This window comes from Bremerella cremea (assembly GCF_003335505.1).
Taxonomy (GTDB): Bacteria; Planctomycetota; Planctomycetia; order Pirellulales; family Pirellulaceae; genus Bremerella; species Bremerella cremea_A.
Genome location: NZ_QPEX01000006.1, coordinates 79699 through 100287 on the forward strand (window position 1 = coordinate 79699; position 20589 = coordinate 100287).

At 55.1% G+C, this 20589-nt stretch carries 19 protein-coding genes; 7 read left to right on the plus strand and 12 right to left on the minus strand.

The window, feature by feature from the left end; genetic code table 11:
- Nucleotides 1-49: 49 nt before the first annotated feature.
- The 5 genes from sufD to DTL42_RS00870 all read right to left on the minus strand — a co-directional run bounded on the left by sufD (nt 50) and on the right by DTL42_RS00870 (nt 5296).
- Nucleotides 50-1375 carry a Fe-S cluster assembly protein SufD gene (gene sufD, locus DTL42_RS00850; protein WP_114366782.1) on the minus strand — a complete coding sequence of 442 codons (1326 nt, stop codon included), beginning with the start codon at nt 1373-1375 and terminating at the stop codon, nt 50-52.
- 222 nt (nt 1376-1597) lie between these two features.
- Complete coding sequence (gene sufB / locus DTL42_RS00855) at nt 1598-3013, minus strand: Fe-S cluster assembly protein SufB (RefSeq protein ID WP_114366783.1); 1416 nt, start codon at nt 3011-3013, stop codon at nt 1598-1600.
- 105 nt (nt 3014-3118) lie between these two features.
- Nucleotides 3119-3934: a Fe-S cluster assembly ATPase SufC gene (gene sufC / locus DTL42_RS00860; protein ID WP_114366784.1), complete on the minus strand. Its 816-nt coding sequence runs from the start codon at nt 3932-3934 to the stop codon at nt 3119-3121.
- Nucleotides 3935-3996: 62 nt separating this feature from the next.
- Complete coding sequence (locus DTL42_RS00865; RefSeq protein ID WP_234824021.1) at nt 3997-4614, minus strand: NADH-quinone oxidoreductase subunit B; 618 nt, start codon at nt 4612-4614, stop codon at nt 3997-3999.
- Between the two features lies 1 nt (nt 4615).
- On the minus strand, nt 4616-5296 hold the full coding sequence (locus DTL42_RS00870) for a helix-turn-helix transcriptional regulator (protein ID WP_114366785.1): 681 nt from the start codon (nt 5294-5296) through the stop codon (nt 4616-4618).
- Between the two features lie 280 nt (nt 5297-5576).
- Between DTL42_RS00870 and DTL42_RS00875 the strand changes: the two genes are divergently transcribed.
- Together DTL42_RS00875 and DTL42_RS00880 are read left to right on the plus strand one after the other, a co-directional pair.
- Entirely contained in the window at nt 5577-7865 is a 2289-nt protein-coding gene (locus DTL42_RS00875; protein ID WP_114366786.1) for an alanine/glycine:cation symporter family protein, read from the plus strand.
- 74 nt (nt 7866-7939) lie between these two features.
- Nucleotides 7940-8584: a hypothetical protein gene (locus tag DTL42_RS00880; protein ID WP_114366787.1), complete on the plus strand. Its 645-nt coding sequence runs from the start codon at nt 7940-7942 to the stop codon at nt 8582-8584.
- A 45-nt stretch (nt 8585-8629) separates the two neighbouring features.
- Here the strand turns inward: DTL42_RS00880 and dusB are convergent, their stop codons facing one another.
- From dusB to DTL42_RS00895, 3 genes are all read right to left on the minus strand, one after another.
- Nucleotides 8630-9628, minus strand: a complete 999-nt coding sequence (gene dusB / locus DTL42_RS00885; protein WP_234824025.1) for a tRNA dihydrouridine synthase DusB — start codon at nt 9626-9628, stop codon at nt 8630-8632.
- A gap of 245 nt (nt 9629-9873) precedes the next feature.
- Nucleotides 9874-10509, minus strand: coding sequence for a hypothetical protein (locus DTL42_RS00890; protein ID WP_114366788.1), 636 nt, complete (start codon nt 10507-10509; stop codon nt 9874-9876).
- Nucleotides 10510-10826: 317 nt separating this feature from the next.
- A complete protein-coding gene (locus DTL42_RS00895; protein WP_114366789.1) occupies nt 10827-11333 on the minus strand; it encodes a hypothetical protein in 507 nt (168 codons plus the stop codon).
- 116 nt (nt 11334-11449) lie between these two features.
- Here DTL42_RS00895 and queG point away from each other — a divergent pair, with 116 nt between their 5' ends.
- Complete coding sequence (gene queG, locus DTL42_RS00900) at nt 11450-12592, plus strand: tRNA epoxyqueuosine(34) reductase QueG (RefSeq protein ID WP_114366791.1); 1143 nt, start codon at nt 11450-11452, stop codon at nt 12590-12592.
- 337 nt (nt 12593-12929) lie between these two features.
- Nucleotides 12930-13670: a TIGR00266 family protein gene (locus tag DTL42_RS00905; protein WP_114366792.1), complete on the plus strand. Its 741-nt coding sequence runs from the start codon at nt 12930-12932 to the stop codon at nt 13668-13670.
- A gap of 85 nt (nt 13671-13755) precedes the next feature.
- On the opposite strand, the gene DTL42_RS00910 is transcribed toward DTL42_RS00905, so the two are convergent.
- Nucleotides 13756-14700, minus strand: a complete 945-nt coding sequence (locus tag DTL42_RS00910) for an alpha/beta hydrolase family protein (RefSeq protein WP_114366794.1) — start codon at nt 14698-14700, stop codon at nt 13756-13758.
- A 288-nt stretch (nt 14701-14988) separates the two neighbouring features.
- On the opposite strand from DTL42_RS00910, the gene DTL42_RS00915 reads away from it, so the two are divergent.
- Complete coding sequence (locus DTL42_RS00915) at nt 14989-16953, plus strand: SHD1 domain-containing protein (RefSeq protein WP_114366795.1); 1965 nt, start codon at nt 14989-14991, stop codon at nt 16951-16953.
- 1 nt (nt 16954) lies between these two features.
- On the opposite strand, the gene DTL42_RS00920 is transcribed toward DTL42_RS00915, so the two are convergent.
- Nucleotides 16955-17608, minus strand: a complete 654-nt coding sequence (locus DTL42_RS00920) for a DUF533 domain-containing protein (RefSeq protein WP_114366796.1) — start codon at nt 17606-17608, stop codon at nt 16955-16957.
- Nucleotides 17595-17903 carry a Rieske (2Fe-2S) protein gene (locus DTL42_RS00925; RefSeq protein ID WP_114366798.1) on the minus strand — a complete coding sequence of 103 codons (309 nt, stop codon included), beginning with the start codon at nt 17901-17903 and terminating at the stop codon, nt 17595-17597. Before DTL42_RS00925 ends, DTL42_RS00920 begins: the two co-directional genes overlap by 14 nt.
- A gap of 166 nt (nt 17904-18069) precedes the next feature.
- On the opposite strand from DTL42_RS00925, the gene DTL42_RS00930 reads away from it, so the two are divergent.
- Both DTL42_RS00930 and DTL42_RS00935 read left to right on the plus strand, forming a co-directional pair.
- Nucleotides 18070-18798: a hypothetical protein gene (locus DTL42_RS00930; protein WP_114366799.1), complete on the plus strand. Its 729-nt coding sequence runs from the start codon at nt 18070-18072 to the stop codon at nt 18796-18798.
- Nucleotides 18773-19255 (plus strand): hypothetical protein, encoded by a 483-nt coding sequence (locus tag DTL42_RS00935; RefSeq protein WP_147274114.1) that lies wholly within the window; start codon nt 18773-18775, stop codon nt 19253-19255. Before DTL42_RS00930 ends, DTL42_RS00935 begins: the two co-directional genes overlap by 26 nt.
- Here DTL42_RS00935 and DTL42_RS00940 read toward each other — a convergent pair.
- Nucleotides 19252-20304 (minus strand): tRNA dihydrouridine synthase, encoded by a 1053-nt coding sequence (locus DTL42_RS00940; protein ID WP_114366802.1) that lies wholly within the window; start codon nt 20302-20304, stop codon nt 19252-19254. The two genes, DTL42_RS00935 and DTL42_RS00940, sit on opposite strands and share 4 nt — an antisense overlap.
- Between the last annotated feature and the right edge of the window lie 285 nt (nt 20305-20589).

The following is a 20589-nucleotide window of genomic DNA, read 5'->3' on the forward strand; positions in this document are numbered from 1 at the left end:
AATGAATGGGTTGTTTGATGGATATCTTGAAACGTCAGGGAACGCTGGATTAATCGTATTCGCGAACGCGGCGGGCGATGGCATGGCCGAGGGCTTCGCGGACCGACTCTAACGTGATCCGATCGAACACCTGCTGAAAGAAGCCGATCACGATCATTCGCATTGCTTCTTTGCGAGTGAAACCACGCGCCATGGCGTAGAAGATTTGCTCTTCGTCGACCCGGCCGGTCGTTGCCCCGTGCGTGCAGCGAACGTCGTCGGCTTCAATTTCTAAACCGGGAATCGAGTCGGCTCGGCAATGTTCGGTGAGCAGCAGGTTGTCGATCCGCTGGTAGCCGTCCGTTTTCTGAGCCCCAGGGGCGACCTTGATCATGCCACGCCATACCGTGCGAGAATGATCCTGCAGGGCCGCTTTGTAGAGGAAGTTGCTCGTACAGTTCGGAGCGCGATGATATTGCTGTGTGTGGTAAGAAAGGTGCTGTTTTCCTTCCGTGAATAGCACGCCGTTCACTTCGCAGTGTGCCCCTGGACCATCGAGGGCGACGTGCTGATTCACTTTCGACAGCCGGCTGCCCAGGGCGCCCAACGTCCATAGCAAGTTGCCATCACGACCGACCGAGCCTTTTTGCTGGCCGAAGTGCCAAACTTTGTGCCCCCAGTTCTGCAGGTTGACGAAGCGAAGATTGGCACGGTCGCCAACTACCACTTCAATCGCTCCGCAGTGGAAGCCAGGCTGGTCGTCATCGAGGCTGGCCGATTCGGTCAGCACGGTGGCTTGCGCGCCTTCTTCCAGCACGATCAGCGTATGAGCTAAGTCGACACCGTTGTCGCCGATCAAATTCAGCATGTGCAGCGGCTGTTCGACGACGACATTCGGTGGCACATACAGAAACGCACCGCCACTAAAGAACGCCGCATGCAAGGCACTGAACTTGTCGAAGTTCGGATCGAACTCACCTTTAAAGAGATACTTCTGGAGCAGATCGCCATGCTCGGCCAGCACGGTGGCGAAGTCACCAAAGATGACGCCTTGGGCCTTTAGCTCGTCTGCCAACGTGCTACGCCCGGTGCGTCCATTAAGCGAAACGACCTGGCCACCAATATCCACCCCTTCCGCCAACAAGCCGGAGGGAAGGGTAGCGGCATCGACGACTTCGTCGAGCTTAGGTGGGTTGAATTTTTTCAGGCTGAAACCGCGGATGTCGGTTCGCATCCACTCTTCTTCTTTACGCGTCGGCCAGCCCATTTCCTCGAAAGCTTCGAAGGCATTCTGGCGTAAATCGAGCAGCCATTCAGGCTCGCCCAGTTGTTTGACGTACGAATTAAAGGCTTCAGCGTTCCACTGATCGACGGTGGGTGCGGCTTGCACGCTCATGATTTCGCTATGTTCGGTTGTGCATTGTCAAAGAAAAATGGCCAAGCTCGCCAGCTTACTTGAACGCGGCTTGGCATATAGGGGATGCTGTATCGAGTCTCTTTCCATCGACGCGTTGGGTGTCATGCTCACGTTTGCGTGAGCATGACAAGCAGGAAAGCCTACAGACGAAGCACGACGGTATGGCCCCCAGGGCGTCTATGCGAGACCGGCAGGGTTGGCCTAACCAACCGAGCCTTCCATTTGCAACTCGATCAAGCGGTTCAATTCAACCGCGTATTCCATTGGCAGCTCTTTCACCAGCGGCTCGATAAAGCCGTTGACGATCATCGTGCTGGCTTCTGCCTCGCTCAGACCGCGGCTCATCAGATAGAAGAGTTGCTCTTCCCCAATCCGCGAGACACTTGCTTCGTGACCGATCGAGACATCGGGTTCCATGATCTCGATGTAAGGGTAGGTATCGGTCTGGCTTTCAGGGTCCAAGATCAACGCATCGCAGACGACGCTGCACTTGGTGTTCTTGGCACCTTCCTCGACACGGACCAAACCGCGATAGCTACCGCGACCGCCATCTTTGGAGATCGATTTCGAGATGATCTGGCCGGAAGTGTTCGGAGCACAATGGACCAGCTTGGCGCCGGTGTCTTGATGCTGATGCTTGCCGGCGAAGGCAATTGAAAGAATCTCGCCACGTGCCCCTGGTTCCATCAAGTAGACCGCAGGGTACTTCATCGTCAGATGACTGCCGAGGTTACCATCGACCCATTCCATGGTCGCGTCAGCGTAAGCCAGGGCCCGCTTGGTAACCAGGTTGTAGATGTTGTTCGCCCAGTTCTGAATGGTACTGTAGCGGCAACGCGAGCCCTTCTTGCAAATCACTTCCACGACGGCCGAGTGCAAGCTTTCCGACGAATACATCGGGGCAGTGCAACCTTCGACATAGTGAATCTTGGCCCCTTCGTCAACGATGATGAGGGTTCGCTCGAACTGCCCCATGCTTTCTTCGTTGATGCGGAAGTAAGTTTGCAGCGGGAATTCGATCTCGACGCCCGGAGGGACATAGATGAACGAACCGCCTGACCAGACCGCCGAGTTGAGCGCGGCGAACTTGTTATCGTGCGGGGGAATCACCGTGCCAAAGTATTCCCGCAGCAGATCCGAGTGCTCGCGAAGGGCGGTATCGGTATCGGTGAAGATAACGCCTTTCTGGGCGAGGTCTTCTTGTAGCGAACCGTAAACCACTTCGCTCTCGAACTGGGCCTTCACGCCGGCCAGAAACTGCCGTTCGGCTTCAGGAATACCGAGTTTCTCGAAGGTCTCTTTAATTTCTGCTGGAACATCGTCCCACGTCTTGCCTTGCTTTTCGGTTGGCTTGAGGTAGTAGAAGATGTCTTGGAAATCGAGTTCAATATCGCCGCCCCATTTAGGCATCGGCTTCGATTCGAAGATCTCAAGCGACTTCAGGCGAAATTCACGCATCCAGTCCGGCTCTTGCTTGATATCCGAGATCTGGTTCACCACTTCAGCGTTGAGGCCTTTCTTCGCTTTGAAGACCCCTTTGCTGACGGTGCGGAAGTCATACTTGTTGATCTCACCGATTGGGCTTTGCACAGCATCTTCGGTAATATCGGTCGCCATTGTCTCTCCAAACTGTTGAATATCGTCGCTACCGGTTTTGTCGCAGTGTTCCGCGTTGTGCCTGGTCGCAGTTCAGGCCGCCGAACTCCCAGAATCTCCTGGGGGCTAAACCGTTTGTTCTTCGTCTTGCATTTCCATTTCCAACGCGGCGGCCTCGGGATATGTTTCCCGAATCCGTTGATAACCGTTGGCATGTAGTTCGTGGGCTAGTTCGACACCACCGCTTTCAACAATCCGTCCCCCTAGCATCACATGGGCATGCGAAGGAGGATTGTGTTCTAGCAGTTTGTCGTGGTGAGTGATGATCAGCAGCCCCATCTCTTCGCCACCGATCTGAGCGATACTTTGGCTGGCCAAACGGACCGCGTCGGCATCTAAACCACTGTCGGTTTCGTCCAGAATGGCAAATTTCGGCTGCAGCATCGCCAGCTGTAAAATTTCAGCACGCTTCATTTCACCACCCGAGAACCCATCGTTCACGTAACGACGAGCGAACTCGGTATCCATTTGCAACTGCTTCATCTTGGTGGTGATTTCCTTGCGGAACTCACGCATCGGGATGAGGTCTTCCCCTTCTTTACGGTCGGGGTTGCGGACGTTGGTGGTGGCATGCCGCATGAAGTCGGCCAAGCGAACGCCTGGGATGGCGATCGGGCGTTGGAAGGCCATGAACAGCCCCAGCCGGGCCCGTTCGTCCGCTTCCATCTCGGTAATGTCGATATCGTTCAGCAGGATGCGTCCCTCGGTCACTTCGTACTTGGGGTGACCCATGACCGCAAAGCCAAGGGTGCTTTTCCCAGAACCGTTGGGCCCCATCAACGCGTGCGTTTCGCCGCGGCGGAGTTCCAGATCGACACCGTTCAGGATCGGCTTACCTTCCACCGAAACATGCAAGTTTTCAATCTTCAATACGTCAGACATCAGTGACTATCGCTCTCTCGATCTCAACGAATACGGCGCTAAAACGGGGCGCCTTGAATGGTTTATTTACCGGTTAGCTTTTGATGACCGGTGAGCGGGTGTTCCGCTCCGGTTGTTTCTACAAAACCGGAATGGTGCGGCACCGGTAACTCATCTTCCAGACGCACACCATCACGGCGATTGAGGCGGTGCCCACGAATCTTGTCTTGAATTCGCATCAGCCCTTCAAGCAAAGCCTCAGGACGGGGAGGGCAGCCGGGGACATACACGTCGACCGGCACGACTAAGTCGACCCCTTTGACGACGTGATATCCATACTTGAAATAAGGACCACCACCCACGGTGCAAGCCCCCATGGCAATCACATACTTGGGGTCAGGCATCATGTTGTATAGCCGGCGGACGCGACTGGCCATTTTGTAAGTGACCGTACCTGCCACAATCATCAAGTCCGCTTGGCGAGGCGAAGCCCGAAAGGCCCCAGCCCCGAAACGGTCGATATCAAAGCGGCTCGCTCCGACGGCCATCATTTCGATCGCGCAACATGCGAGCCCGAACGTCATGGGCCAGATACTGGCTTGCTGTCCCCAGTTGATCGCTTGTTCGATGGTGGTCGTAATGACGTTTTCTTCGAAACGACCTTCAATCCACGGTTTGGTCATTTCTTGCGGCTTGGTCATGTCACACCGTTTCCGTATCAGAGCCAAGTTGGGTCAGCTCGTAGGTGCAACAACTTTCGCCATCGAGTCGGCAGTGGCTTAGCTTCATGTTCTGGCCTAAAAGCTCGGCGAACATGGCCTTCTCGAGGACGCACACGGCCCGATCTTGTTCGGCAATATCAGGATAAGGACAAGCCAGCACATTTAAGACTGGTTTTCCCTCGGTACCTTCTTCATATTCCAGCGGAATTTGCCGACCAACGAAAAGAGCCATCAGCTCATGAATGCGTTGTTCGGCATCTGCCCCGCGAATCTCGCTGGAATACATCTCGACAAGCCGTTTGGCAATTCTGGCGATAAGTCCCCGCTTCACGTCGGGATCTTCAATGGAACGAATCTCGTCCCAAAGGGCCATTGCCAAATCAGCATAGTTTGCCCCGGCTTTTCGTTCCCCTTTGGTCGTCAACCGATACTTGTGCGTCGGGCGACCACGGCCAGATTTGGCGGAAACTCTTTCGATATAACCTTGAGCAAGCAAACGACTTAGGCGCTGACGAACCGCCGTTGCTGTCACCTCCATGGCTTCGGCCATGTCTGCGGTGCTTAACGAGGGGGTCTTACGCAGCAAATCGAGCACCACGAGATCCGTAGGAATCACCTCGTTTGCCCAGCGTGCTTCGTTTTGAGTGGAATTTGCGCTCATTCGTTCATTTTTTCGGGCCGCCGACTGGCGAACTGCTAGCCAGCCCGGTAAGTTGTGTCGGTACCTTAATATTAGTGATTATCGCATTTTTGACAAGCATATATTTGTTAAACCGCGACTCTCTTCTCAGGTCGATCGTAAATCATTGACATAAAAAGATTTACATCGTAAAACGATCGCAGTCTGTTAGACACCCCATCACTTCGAATCGATTTTTTATCACTTTTCCGCCAAGCAGCCCCAAGCTTGAGCTGGAAAATTGGCAGTTTGGGATATTTGCATGATCGCAAATCGATTGTCTAAGCCGTGGCGCGTCTTTGTCGGTTCGCTACTGGTAATGAGCTTGGTCTGTGTTGTCGTCGTCGCTCAAGATTCGGCACAACCCGATCCACCTCCGACCGAAGCAGCCCCACCCGCCGCAGAGAAGCCGGCGGGCGAGCAAGCTGCGGAGCCAGCGGCACAACTAGCCCAGCCCACGACCGATGCAAGTTTCCCCGCGCCTGTCGATATCAAGGACGTCGAAGCGCCGACGTGGACCAAACGCATCGATAACATGTTTGGCCAAGTGGTCGAGGTTCTCAAAGCGACCCTTTTCTATACCGTCATTCCCGATAAGCAGCAGTACGTTCAAGAAAACTACGTGCTGTATTATGTGCGCGACAAGGGATCGGACGAGCCTTTCAAAATTGCCGAGAATAGCAAAGTCCGCAAACCGGCCGACATGCCTGATCAGGTTTCGATCGAAGAAGCCACGGCTTGGGTTGAAACGGGCAAAGCAGCTGGCTCCGGCGACCCCGCCACTCCTTATCGGCAAGGGGAACTCACCTACGTCGATAACAAGGGAACACCCAAAACCCGCCCGGTCGAGTACTTGAAATATGTGATCAACGACTCGACGAAGTACGTGCTGGACAAAGATGGCGACCAACCGATCTACAAGCCGCTGCGCAAGGTCCGCTCGGCCTTGAGCACCGACAAAGGGGAATGGAAAACACCAGAGCAGATTCGCGAAATGGCCCTGGCCGGTGAGTTGGCGATCAATTTCCAAGCCAACGGTGATGAAACACCTTACCTATTCACGGAAAACATCGGCGGTGTGCCGCTGGTCGTGATTTGGCTTTCTGGCGGTGCGATCTTGTTCACCCTTTACTTCGGACTGGTCAACTTCTGGGGTGTTCCTCACGCAATCAACGTCGTTCGCGGAACGTATGACAACCCCAACGAACCGGGCGAAGTCACTCACTTTCAAGCGTTGGCCTCGGCTCTCTCCGCCACGGTAGGGCTGGGGAATATCGCGGGGGTGACCATCGCAATGACCGATGGCGGCCCAGGGGCGTTCTTCTGGATGATCTTGTGTGGCTTCTTTGGCATGGCCAGCAAGTTTGTCGAGTGTACGCTAGGCCAGATGTATCGCGAAGTGAAGCCAGACGGCACGATCCAAGGGGGACCGATGCAGTACCTGGTGAACGCGTTCGAGCAGTTCGGCTTGAAGCCGGTCGGTGTCTTCTTCTCGATCGTGTTTGCAATCATGTGCGTGATGGCCAGTTTTGGTGGCGGCAACATGTTCCAAGGCAATCAGGCCGCCTCGCAGGTTCTGCTGATGGTGCCCAACGAAGACAAGCAGGAACTCGAAACCGTTCAAGCCGATCTGAAAACGGCTGCCGAAGAAAAACGCCTGGGTGACATCCCTGCCTTACAGACCCGCCGTACGGAACTACAGGGGAAGATCAGCGCGTTTGAAACGCAGTTTAAAGTTACTTTCGGCATCATCATGGCCGTGCTCGTGGGGCTGGTGATTATCGGCGGCATCAAACGGATCGGGGCGACCGCCGGCAAGATTGTGCCGGCGATGTGTCTCATGTACGTCTTGGCCTGCTTGTGGATCATTCTGACCCATTACCATCAGATCCCTGGATTGATCGGCACGATTTTTACTCAGGCCTTTAATCCAGAAGCGGTTCGCGGGGGCCTGTTAGGGGTGATCGTGATTGGCGTTCGCCGGGCTGCGTTCAGCAACGAAGCAGGGGTTGGTAGTGCGGCAATCGCCCACAGTGCCGCCAAGACCGACGAGCCAGTCCGAGAGGGCTTTGTTGCGTTGCTGGAGCCGTTCATCGATACGATCGTTGTTTGCTCGATGACTGCCCTGGTGATCTTGATCACAGGTGCCTGGGACAGCAAAGAACTGGTTCACGAAAAGAGCCTGGCGGGTGTCGAACTGACCTCGGCTGCGTTCGCCGCTGAAATCAGTTGGTTCCCTTATATCCTGACGCTGGCGGTTGTGCTGTTCGCCTTTTCTACGATTATCTCGTGGAGCTACTACGGCGAACGCTGCTGGGAACGCCTGTTCGGGGCCCGCGCCGTTTTTGTCTACAAGGTTCTCTTCGTGATCGGCGTGTTCCTGGGACCGATCTTCTCGCTCAATAATGTGCTTGATTTTTCCGACTTCATGATCCTCTCGATGGCCTTCCCTAACATCTTGGGCTGCTTACTGTTAGCTCCTACGGTGAAACGAGCGGTGACCGAATATTGGCGAAAATTGAAAGCGGGCGAGTTCAATATTTCGCATTAATCCGCGAATGACTTCCTAAGTAGGAGATATCTCGATTTCTCCTACGTTCCCCCCCGGAAAAAGGAAGTTATCCGATGTGCTGTTTTCGCCGACACCACCACCACAAAAATCGCACGCAACCTACAGCAGATCACCCTGCCAAGCACCGCTCCCTGAATTTGATGGGAGCTTGGGGCTTTGGGGTCTCGTTGTTTGGGCTGCTATTCACCTTCGGGCTGTTGTGCCCGCTTGGTTTTCTGCTGAGCTTCTTTGGGCTGTTTTCTCCCAGACGAGGCTTCGCCGTGGCAGGTTTGATCCTGGGTGGAATCGGCACGCTGTTTGTCGCCGCAGGCATTGGGACGATCGCGGTGGCGGCCAGCACCTTCCATCATTACCGCGTAGAAGTCCCCAAGATTGAACAGACACGTGCTGTGCTGAACACGGCTTGTGTCGAAATCGAATCGTACCGCCAAGAGAACGGTAACTTGCCGGAAGGAATCGAAGGGAACAAGCTGGTCCTCAAGTTCGAGGACGCATTCGGCAATTCGGTACGTTACGAACCGGAAGACAACGGCGATTACGGCATTCGTAGCGCCGGCCACGATGGCCGGTTCGATACCTCAGACGACCTGCGCGTGCTGAACTCGAAAGAAGGGCTTAGCCAACAAATCGCCACTTCGCACACGGCCAACGATTTCGGCCATCGTCGGCCCAGCCGACATTTCAGCTGTCGTTGGTAAGCCAGGCGTCTTCCTCCCTTGCCCCTGATGGCGAGGGACGAGGAGCTACGAGGCGACTGGCTCTGGGGGAACTTCACAGGGGAAATACTTGTCGACCACCGCAAAGAACTCTTCTTTCGTGGCGACATCGGCCACGTGCTTGCGAAAGTGCCGGGCTCCCGGTTTAGCCTGGGCATAACAACAAGCGAACTTACGCATCAGCAGCGTTCCCTTCGCCTCGCCAAAACGCTCGACCACCAATTTGTAATGTTCGAGCATGCAATCGCGCTGCTCGGTAAGTGTCGGTTCTGGCGGAATCGGGCGACCTTGAATCGCAGCGGCAGCTTGGGCGAACAGCCATGGACGTCCCAGACAAGCCCGGGCGATCATGACGCCGTCGACGTTATAGTCGCGAAACGCACGATAGACCTTCTCGGCGGAATCGAGATCACCGTTTCCGATCAGAGGGATCTTCTTCAAATACGATTTAATTTCCGAAATCCGCTCCCAGTCGGCCTGCCCCTTGAAATACTGCTCAGCCACGCGGCCATGCACCGTCAGGGCTGCGGCGCCGCTTTCTTCTACCACGCAGGCAATTTCGTTGGCGTTGATGGTGTTATCGGAACAGCCCAGGCGAATCTTGGCCGTCACCGGTGTGGGGGCACAGGCTTCCACCAGACGCGAAATGATCTGCCCCATCCGCGCTGGTTCGCGCAGAAGATACGAACCGCTGTGGGCTTTCTCGGTCACCTGCTTCACCGGGCAGCCGAAGTTGATATCGACGACGCTGACCTGAAATTCTTCCACCAAGCGACGGCCCACTTTGGCCATCACATCGGGCTGATTGTCCCAAATCTGAACCGCCAGCGGGCGGGCTTCGTCCTCGACACCCCACAAACGATCGGGAAACTCGGCTTCGTTTTCGTCCAGCCAGTGAAAGCCGCGAGCGTTGACCATCTCCGTCGCTAACAACCCAGCTCCACCATACCCACGCACGATCTGCCGAAAGGCATAGTTGGTGAAACCAGCCATCGGAGCTTGCAAAATTGGGGGATCGACCACCATCTCGCCAATTTTCAGCGGAGGCAGCTTTAAATCGGTGGTGGTCGGTTCGCCAGGCGGAATATCAATTTTTTGCGGAGTTTCCATGGCTTCCATGGTTCCTAGTTCGACCAAAATGGTCAAGTGGCTTCTGGTGAGAAGTGCGGTCCGAAGGTGATTTTAGACGAGAGTTTTGCACACCTTGCCAGTTCTCGTGGAACTGGCCGTGCCTGGCCAGGAAGAGGCAGCCTTAGGACGTAGCTTTCTTCTTACGGAATGCGGCTGGGCTGGGGCGTGCTGGACATGGTCGAGGTTGCCGCCGCTGGGGGCGAGGTCCAGCCGTTGTAGGGGACCGTGGCAGTCGTCGGCGGCGAAAGGGGCTGAGTTACCTCAGTCACTTCGTTTACGCGCATTCCATTGGTGTACGAGTTTCCGCTGGCGGATGAACTGGTCGTCGTTGAACTAGCGGTCCCTGAACTGGCCGCAGAGGCAGGGGACGTTGTGGTTGCCGCGTTGGTGCTTGTTTGTGTCCCGACTTCTTCCGTGTACGAAGCCGGTGCTACACCGCTGGACGAAGAGGACTGGCTCACGCTTTGCCATTGCCCTCGGCCGTAACTCGAAGGAGGCTGGCTGGTCGCCGGAGCCGAGCCTGGCACCGGGGAAAACTGCGCAGGTGGGTTCTGCTGCGGATAACCATTCAACGTCGGAGCTTGCGACGCCGCCGGGGCTTGGTAATAGGGATTCGGTGCCGTTACCGCTGGCTGCCCAAACGTCTGGGTGCCTGGCGGAGGAACTCGCTGCATACCGTAAGCATTAAACGGATTGAGTTGCTGCGCCTGCTGCCCCTTACATCCAGCACAAGCGAAGGCAAGCAGTAACAAACCGGCAGTAACAAGCGTCTTCATGGGAAATCCTTTTCCGGACTTGGCAACGGCTTCCCAAACGCCTACAGGACAACCGTTTTCCTCCCGAAATCAAAGCAAAACCACCGCCAGACGAAAACTGACGGCGGGGGAAGGTACCAAAGACTGCTAGCCAACAGCAAGACGAATTGTGAGAACCTGGCAAAAATCTCTCAAGTTCGATCCACGAACGTCCGAGCAAGCAAACCCGACGCTAGCGTTGTGCCATCCGTTCAATGGAATGAGCATCAATAAAGAGTGCCCATCTCGACGACAACGACGACATGGGCACCAAGTCCGATCTAGATTGAACGTCGCATTTACAGCGAATTTTGAATCACCAACGGGCTCGAACCCGCGACTTCGCTTCCTTTAGCGTCTACTACTTTCATTACCGGCTGAATCACCGCTGGTTCCGCAGGGGCCTTTTGTTGGCTGCTTTCCTGCTCGACGTACGGGTTCACCACCACTTTGGGCTCTGGGGTCGAACGTTGGTAGTTCGCCGCAGGGCTTGCCTGGTACGAGCTGCCTTGCTGATACGAGGTGATCGGGAACGGGCTCATGCCGTAGGGGCGGTAGACGTTGTGCGAGTAGTAAACCGGCGGATAGAGCGAGTAGTATGGAGGCGTCGGGATGAAACCAAGCGTTTGTGTCCAAGGACCATAGATCCAAGGATTACCGCAGCTTCCGCCAAAGTAACCACCGTTACCGAAACCGATCGATGAGGTACGATGGACAATGATTTGCCCATCGGTTTGGGCTTCGCTTTCCGAAACCCAACAAGTGGCAATCGCCGCGACCAATAATACCAGGGCTGCTTTGCGCATCTGAGAGAACCTTGCGTGAACCTGCACTCGAATACCTTCCCTGGTAAATCAATCCGTATTATTTCACCCTAATTACCCTCCTTACCGAACGCAAACGCTTTGCGGCTTTTACGCGCGTGCCACTTCCAGCCTCAGAACTAACCGCTTTGATCCGTCAGGAAGCCTTGACAGTGGGCTTTTCCGCAGTCGGCGTCTGCCCAGCCGTAAGCCCCACCGGGGTGACTCGTTTGCACGACTGGCTCGATGCCGGTTACGCCGGAGAAATGCAGTATCTGGAAGATCGCCGCGAAGCCTATTCGCATCCCCAGTACGTCTTAGAGGGAGTGCATAGCATTGTGATGCTGGCCCTCACTTACAAAAGCGATCCGATCCCGTTGCTGAAACCAGGGGAGGGGAGGGTATCGCGCTACGCGTTTGGCGAACTCGATTATCACGATTGGATTCATGCCCGGCTGAAACAATTGAAGCGGGCCATCGAAGGCTTTGCCCCAGGCGCGAAAGTGCGGGGCGTGGTCGATACGGCGCCGCTCTTGGAACGCGAGTTCGCCCAACAAGCCGGGCTTGGCTGGTTCGGCAAGAACACGATGCTACTCAACAAACAACTCGGCAGCTTGTTCTTTCTGTCTGCCATCTTGATCGACCAACCACTTGTTTACGACGAGCCGCACACGGCCAGCCACTGCGGGACTTGTACGGCCTGCCTCGACGCTTGCCCGACCGACGCGTTTGTCAAGCCGCACGTGCTTGATGCGACCCGTTGCATTTCTTACCTGACGATTGAACTTCGAGCAGAGATTCCGCCGGAACTGCGTAGTGGCCTGGAAGACTGGGTGTTCGGCTGCGACGTTTGCCAAGACGTTTGTCCCTGGAACAACAAAGCCCCGCTCACCCAGCACGAAGCCTTCTTCCCTAACCCCGATCGCGCGCCGCTCGAGTTGCGGTCGCTCTTCAGCATGACAGACGACGATTTTCGGGCACGCTTTCGCAACACGCCGCTTTGGAGAAGTCGGCGGCGCGGCATCTTGCGCAACGCTGCAATTGTGCTGGGCAATCGCCCCCATGCCGACCAGGTTACTGCCTTATCACAGGGGCTGAACGACGAAGAATGGTTAGTCCGCGGCGCTGCCGCTTGGGCGTTGGGGCAACACGACTTCCCTGCCGTAATGTCGATCCTACGCGAGCGAAGCGAGAGCGAAACGGATCCTCGCGTCCAAGTCGAAATTGATCGCGCCTTGGCTCGCCGATCGATGAGCCCGTAGCAGGAAGTTCGCGTCATACCGCTTGCTTGGATTGTCTCAGAGCGATTCGTCCTCCAGCGTCTGCGAAATAGTGCTTCCAATCTCTCTTCGCAGCCTAGTAAATCAGCTGATTTTCTTTGCCGTTGGCTTCGTATTGCAAGCTATATATTGTCACGCGAAAGCGAAGGTATTCGCTGGCTTAAAAGGCTAGTTACGATTCCATTCGAGCATGGAATTCGTATCAGGACCGCGTTTCGCGCTGAAATCTTACGGAATTGGAGCTGCCCAATCCCTACAATCGCGCCAGGGCTTGGCAGTGCCGATCTTACCACGGTCTTAATGAAGGGGCACCAGTCCAATGGCATCTGACGAAGCTGCTAATAAAATCAATTACGAAGTCCTCGGCGAAGCGATGCAATTGCTCGAAGTGGAACTCGACCCCGGCAAGACGATCATCGCGGAAGCAGGCACGATGTGCTACATGGAGGAAGACATCCAGTTTGAAGCCAAGATGGGAGACGGCTCGAAAGCCAACCAAGGATTTTTTGGCAGCCTGATGCAAGCTGGCGGACGAATGCTAACCGGCGAATCGATCTTCATTACCCACTTCACCAATCATGGTGGCAGCAAGAAGCGAGTGGCCTTTGCGGCTCCTTTCCCAGGCAAGATCATTCCGCTCGATCTTACCACGGTCAACGGACGGATCATCTGCCAGAAAGATTCGTTCCTGTGTGCCTCACACGGCACCCGCTTGTCGGTGGCGTTTAGTAAGCGACTAGGGGCTGGTTTCTTCGGGGGCAATGGGTTCATCATGCAGCGGGTGGAAGGTGACGGCATGGCCTTCATGCACGCTTGCGGTACGATCATCAAACGAGAACTGCGAGGCGAAACCTTGCGTGTTGAAGCTGGCTGCCTGGTCGGGTTCACGGACGGTATTGACTTCGATATCCAGCGGGCTGGCAATTTGAAAAGCATGGTCTTCGGCGGCGAAGGTTTGTTCCTGGCTAGTCTCCAGGGCGAAGGAACCGTCTACATGCAAAGCCTGCCGTTCAACCGCATGGCCGAACGGATTGTCCAGCACGCACCGGGCAAAGGTTAATCCAAACTACGGACGCCTACCCAGGTTCTTTCAGCCTGGGTAGGCGTCTTTTTTTTTACACGTTGTTTGCTGCAACGCGGCGACGTTACAAGGCGTCGACCATCTGCTGGGTCACTTCGATTTTGCCTTGGATGATTTGCGGGGCCAGCAATTCGGCAACCGGGGCAATGACACTGAAATGGTCGTGACCTGGGACTTTCCAGAATTCGATTTGGGGATTCGTATTTGCTTTGGCCATCACTTCGATCGAGCCATCCCAGTTCCCTTGATTTTCCCCTTCAAAGACGAACATGGGACTCTTGACGCAGTGCAGCCAATACAAAGGCGAGCGGAGTTGCATTTCGTTGGTATCGTTCGGATCACAGTAAACGTATTCGCCACCGTATTGAACCACGCTTGCCACCGGGCCCAGGGCAATGATGCCCCGATATCGATCCGAGCATTCTCCGACAAGCATCGCTAACGTGCCGCCGGTGCTGTGTCCGCCGAGATAGATTTGGTCTGGATCGACATACGGCTGCTGAGCCAGGAAATCGGTGGCGGCCAGAATGTCGTCGACTTCGCCATAAAAACCTTCTCGCTTGCCAGAGCTTCCGTTGCCGCCACGCTGCGCGGGGAACATCATCACGATTCCTTCCCGACGAAACGGAGTGGCCCCTTGGTCGTTATCACGGCTTGGCAAGGTCCACACATCGCCAATTGCATTGTTATCGCCGCCGGTGATCCAAACGATCGCCGGATGCTTCTCGCCATCGCCTGGGTCTGGGGTGAGGTAAGCGACCAAACGCCCGGCTGGGGACTGATAATTCACGACATGAAAAATGCTGGGCGGGGGCTGATCGAGCCAATTGCCGACATTCGCGTCTGTCACAATCTTCGTCTCGAACCCAGCGCGTGCATCTTGCAGCGTGGGATAGAGGTCCGACAGTTTGCCCTCTGGCGGATCGAGCAAGTCAGGCTGGTTGCAACCGACCACCAACAAGAGCATTCCCAGAAGCAATTGAGGGAGCGCAAGCGGTTGATGCTTCATCGTGCGTTGTTCCAAAGTGCTTGAGAAGGAGGAAGCTGGCCATGAATCTTTTGTTGCCATGTTTTTAGTAGATCCTTCGTATCATGTCACGCTTCTTAGCTGCAATTTCTCGCTTGTGGCGTAAGCATCTGAGACGAGCGTGTCGAGCACTGGAAGACCGAAGACTGAAGGAGCCGCAAGGATTGCTGAGCGGCAGAAAAAAATAGTGGCACTCGCTTCGCCGAACGGGTACGATCACGTCAATCTTTTCCTGCAAGCTTTTTAATTTTCTCTCTTCAAGGCAACGGCATGACTTGGGCAAGAAGTTCGCTAGGTTTGGTTTGCTTATTCTCGCTGGTGATGCTGGGCGGCTTGTCTCGCCTAGCCTTGGCCGACGACTTTCGGACATGGGTCGATAAGACAGGCAAGTTCAAAATCGAAGCCACGCTGCATGAGTTGCGGGATGGAAAGGTCATCCTTCATACCAAAGACAAACGAGAAATTACCGTACCTTTGACATTGCTGAGCGATGACGATCAAACGTTTGTCTCCCAGAAAGAAATCAATCCGTTTGGCGGAGGGAAGCCCATCGCCAGTCCCGCAGCGATGCCTGCCGAATCGACAAATAGCTCCCGCACGTCGAGGCGTTCCTCGCCCCGTTCGTCGACCAGTGCTGCTGGCCTGCTGGCAAAGGATGCCGCAGTAACCGAATTGCCCACCGATGGGACCGAACTTTTCATCAGCATCGATCAAGAACTGGAAGAGATTGCCGCCGACCCTTTACCCGAACAGGCCAAGTTTCGCCAGATGGTTGTTCCGCTGGAAAAGCTAGACGCCTATGCTAAGATCTCGGCGCCGGTGGTGGTTGATCCTGCCAAGCTCACCTTCGCCGTCTCGACGAATCGCGTCGCGAATGCCTCCTCACCAGATCATTTCGGCAGGATCTATCTGGCCGTAGCGGGCAAGTCGCGACCAGTGGTGGCGCTCGATCTGCCAGAAACCCTACAACTGCTAGATCATCATATTGCGACCAATCGCTCGCTTGTAATGATCGGCGTCGGCGCCACGACCGAGCGTGGTGGCGACCTGGTTTTGCTGGAAGGACTTTCTACCGGCGATCCGAAACCACTCGCCCGCTGGCATCTGCCGGAATGGGAAAAGCCTGGCTTCAAACCGAAAGTCGAATTTGCTCGCCTGCTTGATGGTACGAAAGCGGTCGTGCGGGTTAATTCTTCGCTTTATATCTGGGACATGCTGGAAGGAAAGTGCCTGTTCGCACTCGACCAACTGAGCGGCAGTGGCGATCTGACGCTAAGCGGAACCGGCAAGTATCTGGCCATTCCGGTAAGTGGGGGCGTGCGTGTCGTGGAAACGGCCACCGGGGAACTACTCGGCGGCGTAAAAATCGCCACGACCTTGACTCCAGAGGCCCATTTTTCCCCCGACGGAAAAATGCTGGCCTTGGTCGCCGGCAGCCAGTATCGGGTGTGGGATCTTACCAAGGGACGTGAATTGTCTGAAGGAACCGTGGAAGGGGTGCCTGGCAAGTTCTACGGCTGGATTGGCAACGACTATCTCATGACACAATTGGCTGGCATCATCGATCCCGAACTCGGCATGACGCTCTGGAAGTACCATCTTCCCTCCGGCACCGATACCGTGCCGCTTTCGAGCGGGATTGCCGTGATCGATAAGCATGGCAATCAATCCACCACGCTGATGACCATGCGGGTCCCGCATGCCCCGGTGGCGAAAGTCAAACAGAAGCTCTCCGGCGATACCAGCAACTTGCTGCTGATTAAGCCAGGTACCGAGGTCGCGCTGAAGATTGATGCGATTGCAGGGGTCGATCAAGAGATGATCAAAGAGGGGCTAACCGAGGCGGTCGAGCGAGCAGGCTGGGTGGTGAATGAGAAATCCCCCATCGAGCTTATTGCCAAGATCGGACGGGGCGAGCCGATCGAAATGAACTACCGCAGGCTGGGAGCCAGTTTCCGCAGTAATGGCGAAGTCGCCAAGATCACGCCGTATACGGCCAGCTTGCAAGTAAAAGATAAATCGAAGGTTCTGTGGGAACGCAAAAGTGAAAATATGGTTCCCCGTCTCTTACGTCTCCAACCAGGGCAATCGATCCAAGAGGCGGTCACAGAACACGAGAAACCAGACCCAGAGTTCTTTAAACGACTACGGTTGCCTCCTCGGGTGCTGAAACCGGAAGTCTCCGAGCTTGTCGGGCGAAGCCGGATTAAAGAAGGAAGCTGGCACGACTTTTAAGTCAACGTCGACCACTTGCCGGTTGGGTACGTTGGAGTTCGGCCATGAGCACGTCGAACTCCTCCAGGGGCATTTGCAACGTGACGCACAAATTGTGTAGTTGTCGCTGGTGGCCAGGCTTCGGCGGACCGGCCGCCGCCATCACGCGATAGGCCAACTCAACAGCGGTTCGCTTTTGTTCTGGCGTCATCAGTTCGGCATAGTTTGCCAGATACGTGTTAAGCGATGTCGCTTCTCGTTGGGCTGCTGAGATTTCCTGTTCTAACTGATCCTCGAGCAAGGCCATCTCGAACCGTTGGTCGTACAATTGCTCAATCGTGCTCCGTTCGACCGCGTCGACCAGTCCATCGGCCAAGGCAGCATAAATCATCGTGCGCAGCATCTGCCGATCGAACGGAGGAGAACTCTTGCTAGGGTTAAGCTGCAAGACTTCCAGATCGTACTGCTCGTTACATTTCCTGCATACCAAGTAACGCCTTACCAGCCACAGCGGCAGCACACGCACGTCAAACGCCGTCAACCACAAACGGACCCGCCGGATCGTAGCATTCTGTCCGTTGCGGCAATTGCGGCAATAGATTAGCCGCTCGACTTCTGGTGATTCGAATGTGGTAGTGCCAAAAAACAACATCGAGCCAAGGTTACTCCGTAACATCGACCCAAATACGTCCCCCTTCGACTTTCACCGCGAAGCAATCGAGATGAATCGAACTGAGTTCATGTTTGCCGGTGGTGACGTCGTACTGCCAGCCGTGCCATGGGCAGGTCACAATCTTATCGCACAGTTGCCCCTGACCGAGCGGGCCACCTTGGTGGGCACACATGCCGTCGGTGGCGAAGATTCCTTCCGGTGTATGAAACAGAGCGACCATCCGCCCAGCGGCCACCACTTCCAAGGCGGCCCCTGCCGGACAATCTTCTTCCGCAGCGACATCCACCCAGTTCGGCATTCTCGTTTCCTTGAATTCTGGGGCTTTCGTTGGCCGCCCCTGTTTAATTTGCAACACAGTCCTCAATAGCCTGCCTGCTTTATTTTCATCGGTAAACAACCTATCGTGCAAGTAGATAAAGCGAGGCGGCAAGCTTGTTTGGATTTCTCTGCTTAGGGAGTACATCGTGGTTACTACGTTTTCAAGTTGGCAGAAATTCTTTCTCATTCACGCGGGCATCCTCCTCCTCTTGGTCATCGGTGCTTCCTTGCCAAGGGAAAGCCTCGGCGACGATGGCTCAGAGATTTCGGACGAAATGTTTGCGTTCGTGCAGCTTAGCTATTTCTCTAATCGTGGCTTCATGCTCGGCATATATGGAGTGCAATCGAAAGACAAGCTGAAGCATGACCTGCTGAATGACATTCCAGAAGATCTGGCCGAATATCTCAAGCCACGCAAGACCAATTTGCTCTCGGAACCTGCGCACACGCCATGGCCAAGTGGAACCGCCGAATCGCCGCACGATATTCAAGTAACTTTAGAAGTGCTCGCGGAACATGGTTTTGTGGAACTTTTCCGGCATCAGAATGCTCGCTTATTCGATAGCCCACTAGAAACTCGTTCAGAGTTGATGAAACAACTGCAGACAATCTCCGAGCAGATGAACGTTGCTTATGCCGGTCTAATCGGGGGGCGTCTCACGCGTGACGAGCATATCATTCTCGCCGGACAGATGCGTAAACTTTCTGTTGATTTTGATCTAGCCGTTCTCATGGCACTTTCTCCCGAGGAACGCCAGCGTGTCGGTCAACTGGTGAAGCAGGCGATGCCGGTCGCGTTAGAGTCAATCCAACGCAATCACAAACAACTCGGCCCCTTTGGTTTCAAACTTGACGAACAAAATACCTCACGCTGAACTGTCAGAGGCCGCATTACGTTTTGGTTTCTGGAAAGTCAGCCCGATCGAAGTGGTACTGCCAGAGTCGAGGTTACTGCTGTCGTGGTCGGGGTATGTAGGTCGGTATTCGATCGGCGACCATTCCTATGGGTACGATTACTCCCAGCGTGTCTTGGCCGAGAACGGGACGATTGTGGCCAAGCTCCCGCCGCGGCAATTTGGCAGCCATCTGTATCAAGCAGGCAGCTTCGAGGTAGCCTCGAACCTCTTCTTCGATGTTGCCTCTACGCTTCAACGCGAGACAACGATTCGCCTAGGCACAGAGCAACAAAATGAGGCGGTGGCCTATTTTGATTCGAGTTTCTATCGCTGGTCGTTTTTCAGCCGCCAACGTAAATTTTACTGCCAGAACGGCATGAGTCCGCTGGCCACTGCCTTGGCGGTAGCGACGGCGATTGACTGGGCGATTGATTAACCGGTCGAGCAGTTAACTTGGCCGTTGTGGATTTCAGCCGAGAGATATTTGCCAGGCTGGTCTTCGAGGTAGTATTCATCTCGAATCGCGTGCCAGTCGGCGAGTTCCTTGATGCGGACAAACTTCTGACGCAGTTCTTCCATCTGCGGATGGAGGAACGAGTACTTAACGCCAAACTTGCGGAACTGAGTGATCGCGCGGTCTTCGCCGTAAAGATCAACCACGAGACGCAAATGTTCTTCAATCACTTCGCGCTGCTCATGTGTCGTCGGAGGCAAGGGGAGGGGCTCGCCGGCGGCTAAAGCTCGTCCTTGTTGAAAGATCCAAGGGTTGCCGATCGCACCACGGGCGATCGTCACGCCGTCGACGCCAGTCTCGCGCATCATGTCGAAACAATCTTGGGCGGAAAACAAGTCGCCACTTCCCAGAATCGTACGATCCCCCACGTGCCGCTTAACCTCGGCCAGGAACTCCCAGCGGCTAGGGCCGATGTAACGCTGCATGACGGTGCGGCCATGCACGGTGATCGCATCGACTCCGCTTTCGAAAGCTCCATCGAGAATCTCAAAGAACTTGTCACGGCTTTCCGGAGTGTCGTCGATGCCGCGTCGCATTTTGACAGTCAGCGGCATTTCAGCCGGAACAACATCCCGCGTACGACGAATGATATCGAGGGCCACTTCTGGCTGGCTCAGATGAAAGCCGCCACGGCAACGCCCCAAGACCTTTTTCACGGGGCAGCCGAAGTTGATATCAATGACGTCGAAGCCAGCTTCCACCAGCTTGGCAGCCCCGGCGGCGAATTGTTCAGGCTCAGCTCCCATTAGCTGCCCCCCCACCGGGTGTTCTTCGTCGGCGATGGCCAAGAAGTGGCGATTCTTCTTGCGGTCGTTCAGCGTGACCAAAAATTGATCTAGCATCACTTCGCAGATGGAATAGGAAGCCCCCATACGACGGGCTAGGACGCGCATCGACATATCGCTGTAGCCAGACAACGCTGCCTGCACAAGCGGAAAATCTAGCTCTAAATTACCTAACCGCAACGACATGAACCGATACGACCTCTATACGCGTGATAACTGAACCGACATCAATCAGGATAGCAGCTGGCATTTGCCCGGAAAGTGTGATTTGCCGCGATGAACTCTATTTGGCTGGAGACATATGCCAAGATCGCCGAGAATTTTTCGATCTTAGGTTAAGTACCCCAATGCAACTATCCGATATAGCTCTCTAGTAAGACATCTTGTCCTTTGAATATTCAAAAGACAACCAAAACACATCACTGGTCTCTGAGATCTCCAGTGGTGCTGCGGGGTCGATCGGTTACCTGC

What these genes read in the sequence shown, in the direction of transcription:
- sufD (WP_114366782.1), bottom strand. Translation starts at nt 1,375, where the DNA reads ATGAGCGTGCAAGCCGCACCCACCGTCGATCAGTGGAACGCTGAAGCC.
- sufB (WP_114366783.1), bottom strand. Translation starts at nt 3,013, where the DNA reads ATGGCGACCGATATTACCGAAGATGCTGTGCAAAGCCCAATCGGTGAG.
- sufC (WP_114366784.1), bottom strand. Translation starts at nt 3,934, where the DNA reads ATGTCTGACGTATTGAAGATTGAAAACTTGCATGTTTCGGTGGAAGGT.
- DTL42_RS00865 (WP_234824021.1), bottom strand. Translation starts at nt 4,614, where the DNA reads ATGACCAAGCCGCAAGAAATGACCAAACCGTGGATTGAAGGTCGTTTC.
- DTL42_RS00870 (WP_114366785.1), bottom strand. Translation starts at nt 5,296, where the DNA reads ATGAGCGCAAATTCCACTCAAAACGAAGCACGCTGGGCAAACGAGGTG.
- DTL42_RS00875 (WP_114366786.1), top strand. Translation starts at nt 5,577, where the DNA reads ATGATCGCAAATCGATTGTCTAAGCCGTGGCGCGTCTTTGTCGGTTCG.
- DTL42_RS00880 (WP_114366787.1), top strand. Translation starts at nt 7,940, where the DNA reads ATGTGCTGTTTTCGCCGACACCACCACCACAAAAATCGCACGCAACCT.
- dusB (WP_234824025.1), bottom strand. Translation starts at nt 9,628, where the DNA reads ATGGTGGTCGATCCCCCAATTTTGCAAGCTCCGATGGCTGGTTTCACC.
- DTL42_RS00890 (WP_114366788.1), bottom strand. Translation starts at nt 10,509, where the DNA reads ATGAAGACGCTTGTTACTGCCGGTTTGTTACTGCTTGCCTTCGCTTGT.
- DTL42_RS00895 (WP_114366789.1), bottom strand. Translation starts at nt 11,333, where the DNA reads ATGCGCAAAGCAGCCCTGGTATTATTGGTCGCGGCGATTGCCACTTGT.
- DTL42_RS00905 (WP_114366792.1), top strand. Translation starts at nt 12,930, where the DNA reads ATGGCATCTGACGAAGCTGCTAATAAAATCAATTACGAAGTCCTCGGC.
- DTL42_RS00910 (WP_114366794.1), bottom strand. Translation starts at nt 14,700, where the DNA reads ATGAAGCATCAACCGCTTGCGCTCCCTCAATTGCTTCTGGGAATGCTC.
- DTL42_RS00915 (WP_114366795.1), top strand. Translation starts at nt 14,989, where the DNA reads ATGACTTGGGCAAGAAGTTCGCTAGGTTTGGTTTGCTTATTCTCGCTG.
- DTL42_RS00920 (WP_114366796.1), bottom strand. Translation starts at nt 17,608, where the DNA reads ATGTTACGGAGTAACCTTGGCTCGATGTTGTTTTTTGGCACTACCACA.
- DTL42_RS00925 (WP_114366798.1), bottom strand. Translation starts at nt 17,903, where the DNA reads ATGCCGAACTGGGTGGATGTCGCTGCGGAAGAAGATTGTCCGGCAGGG.
- DTL42_RS00940 (WP_114366802.1), bottom strand. Translation starts at nt 20,304, where the DNA reads ATGTCGTTGCGGTTAGGTAATTTAGAGCTAGATTTTCCGCTTGTGCAG.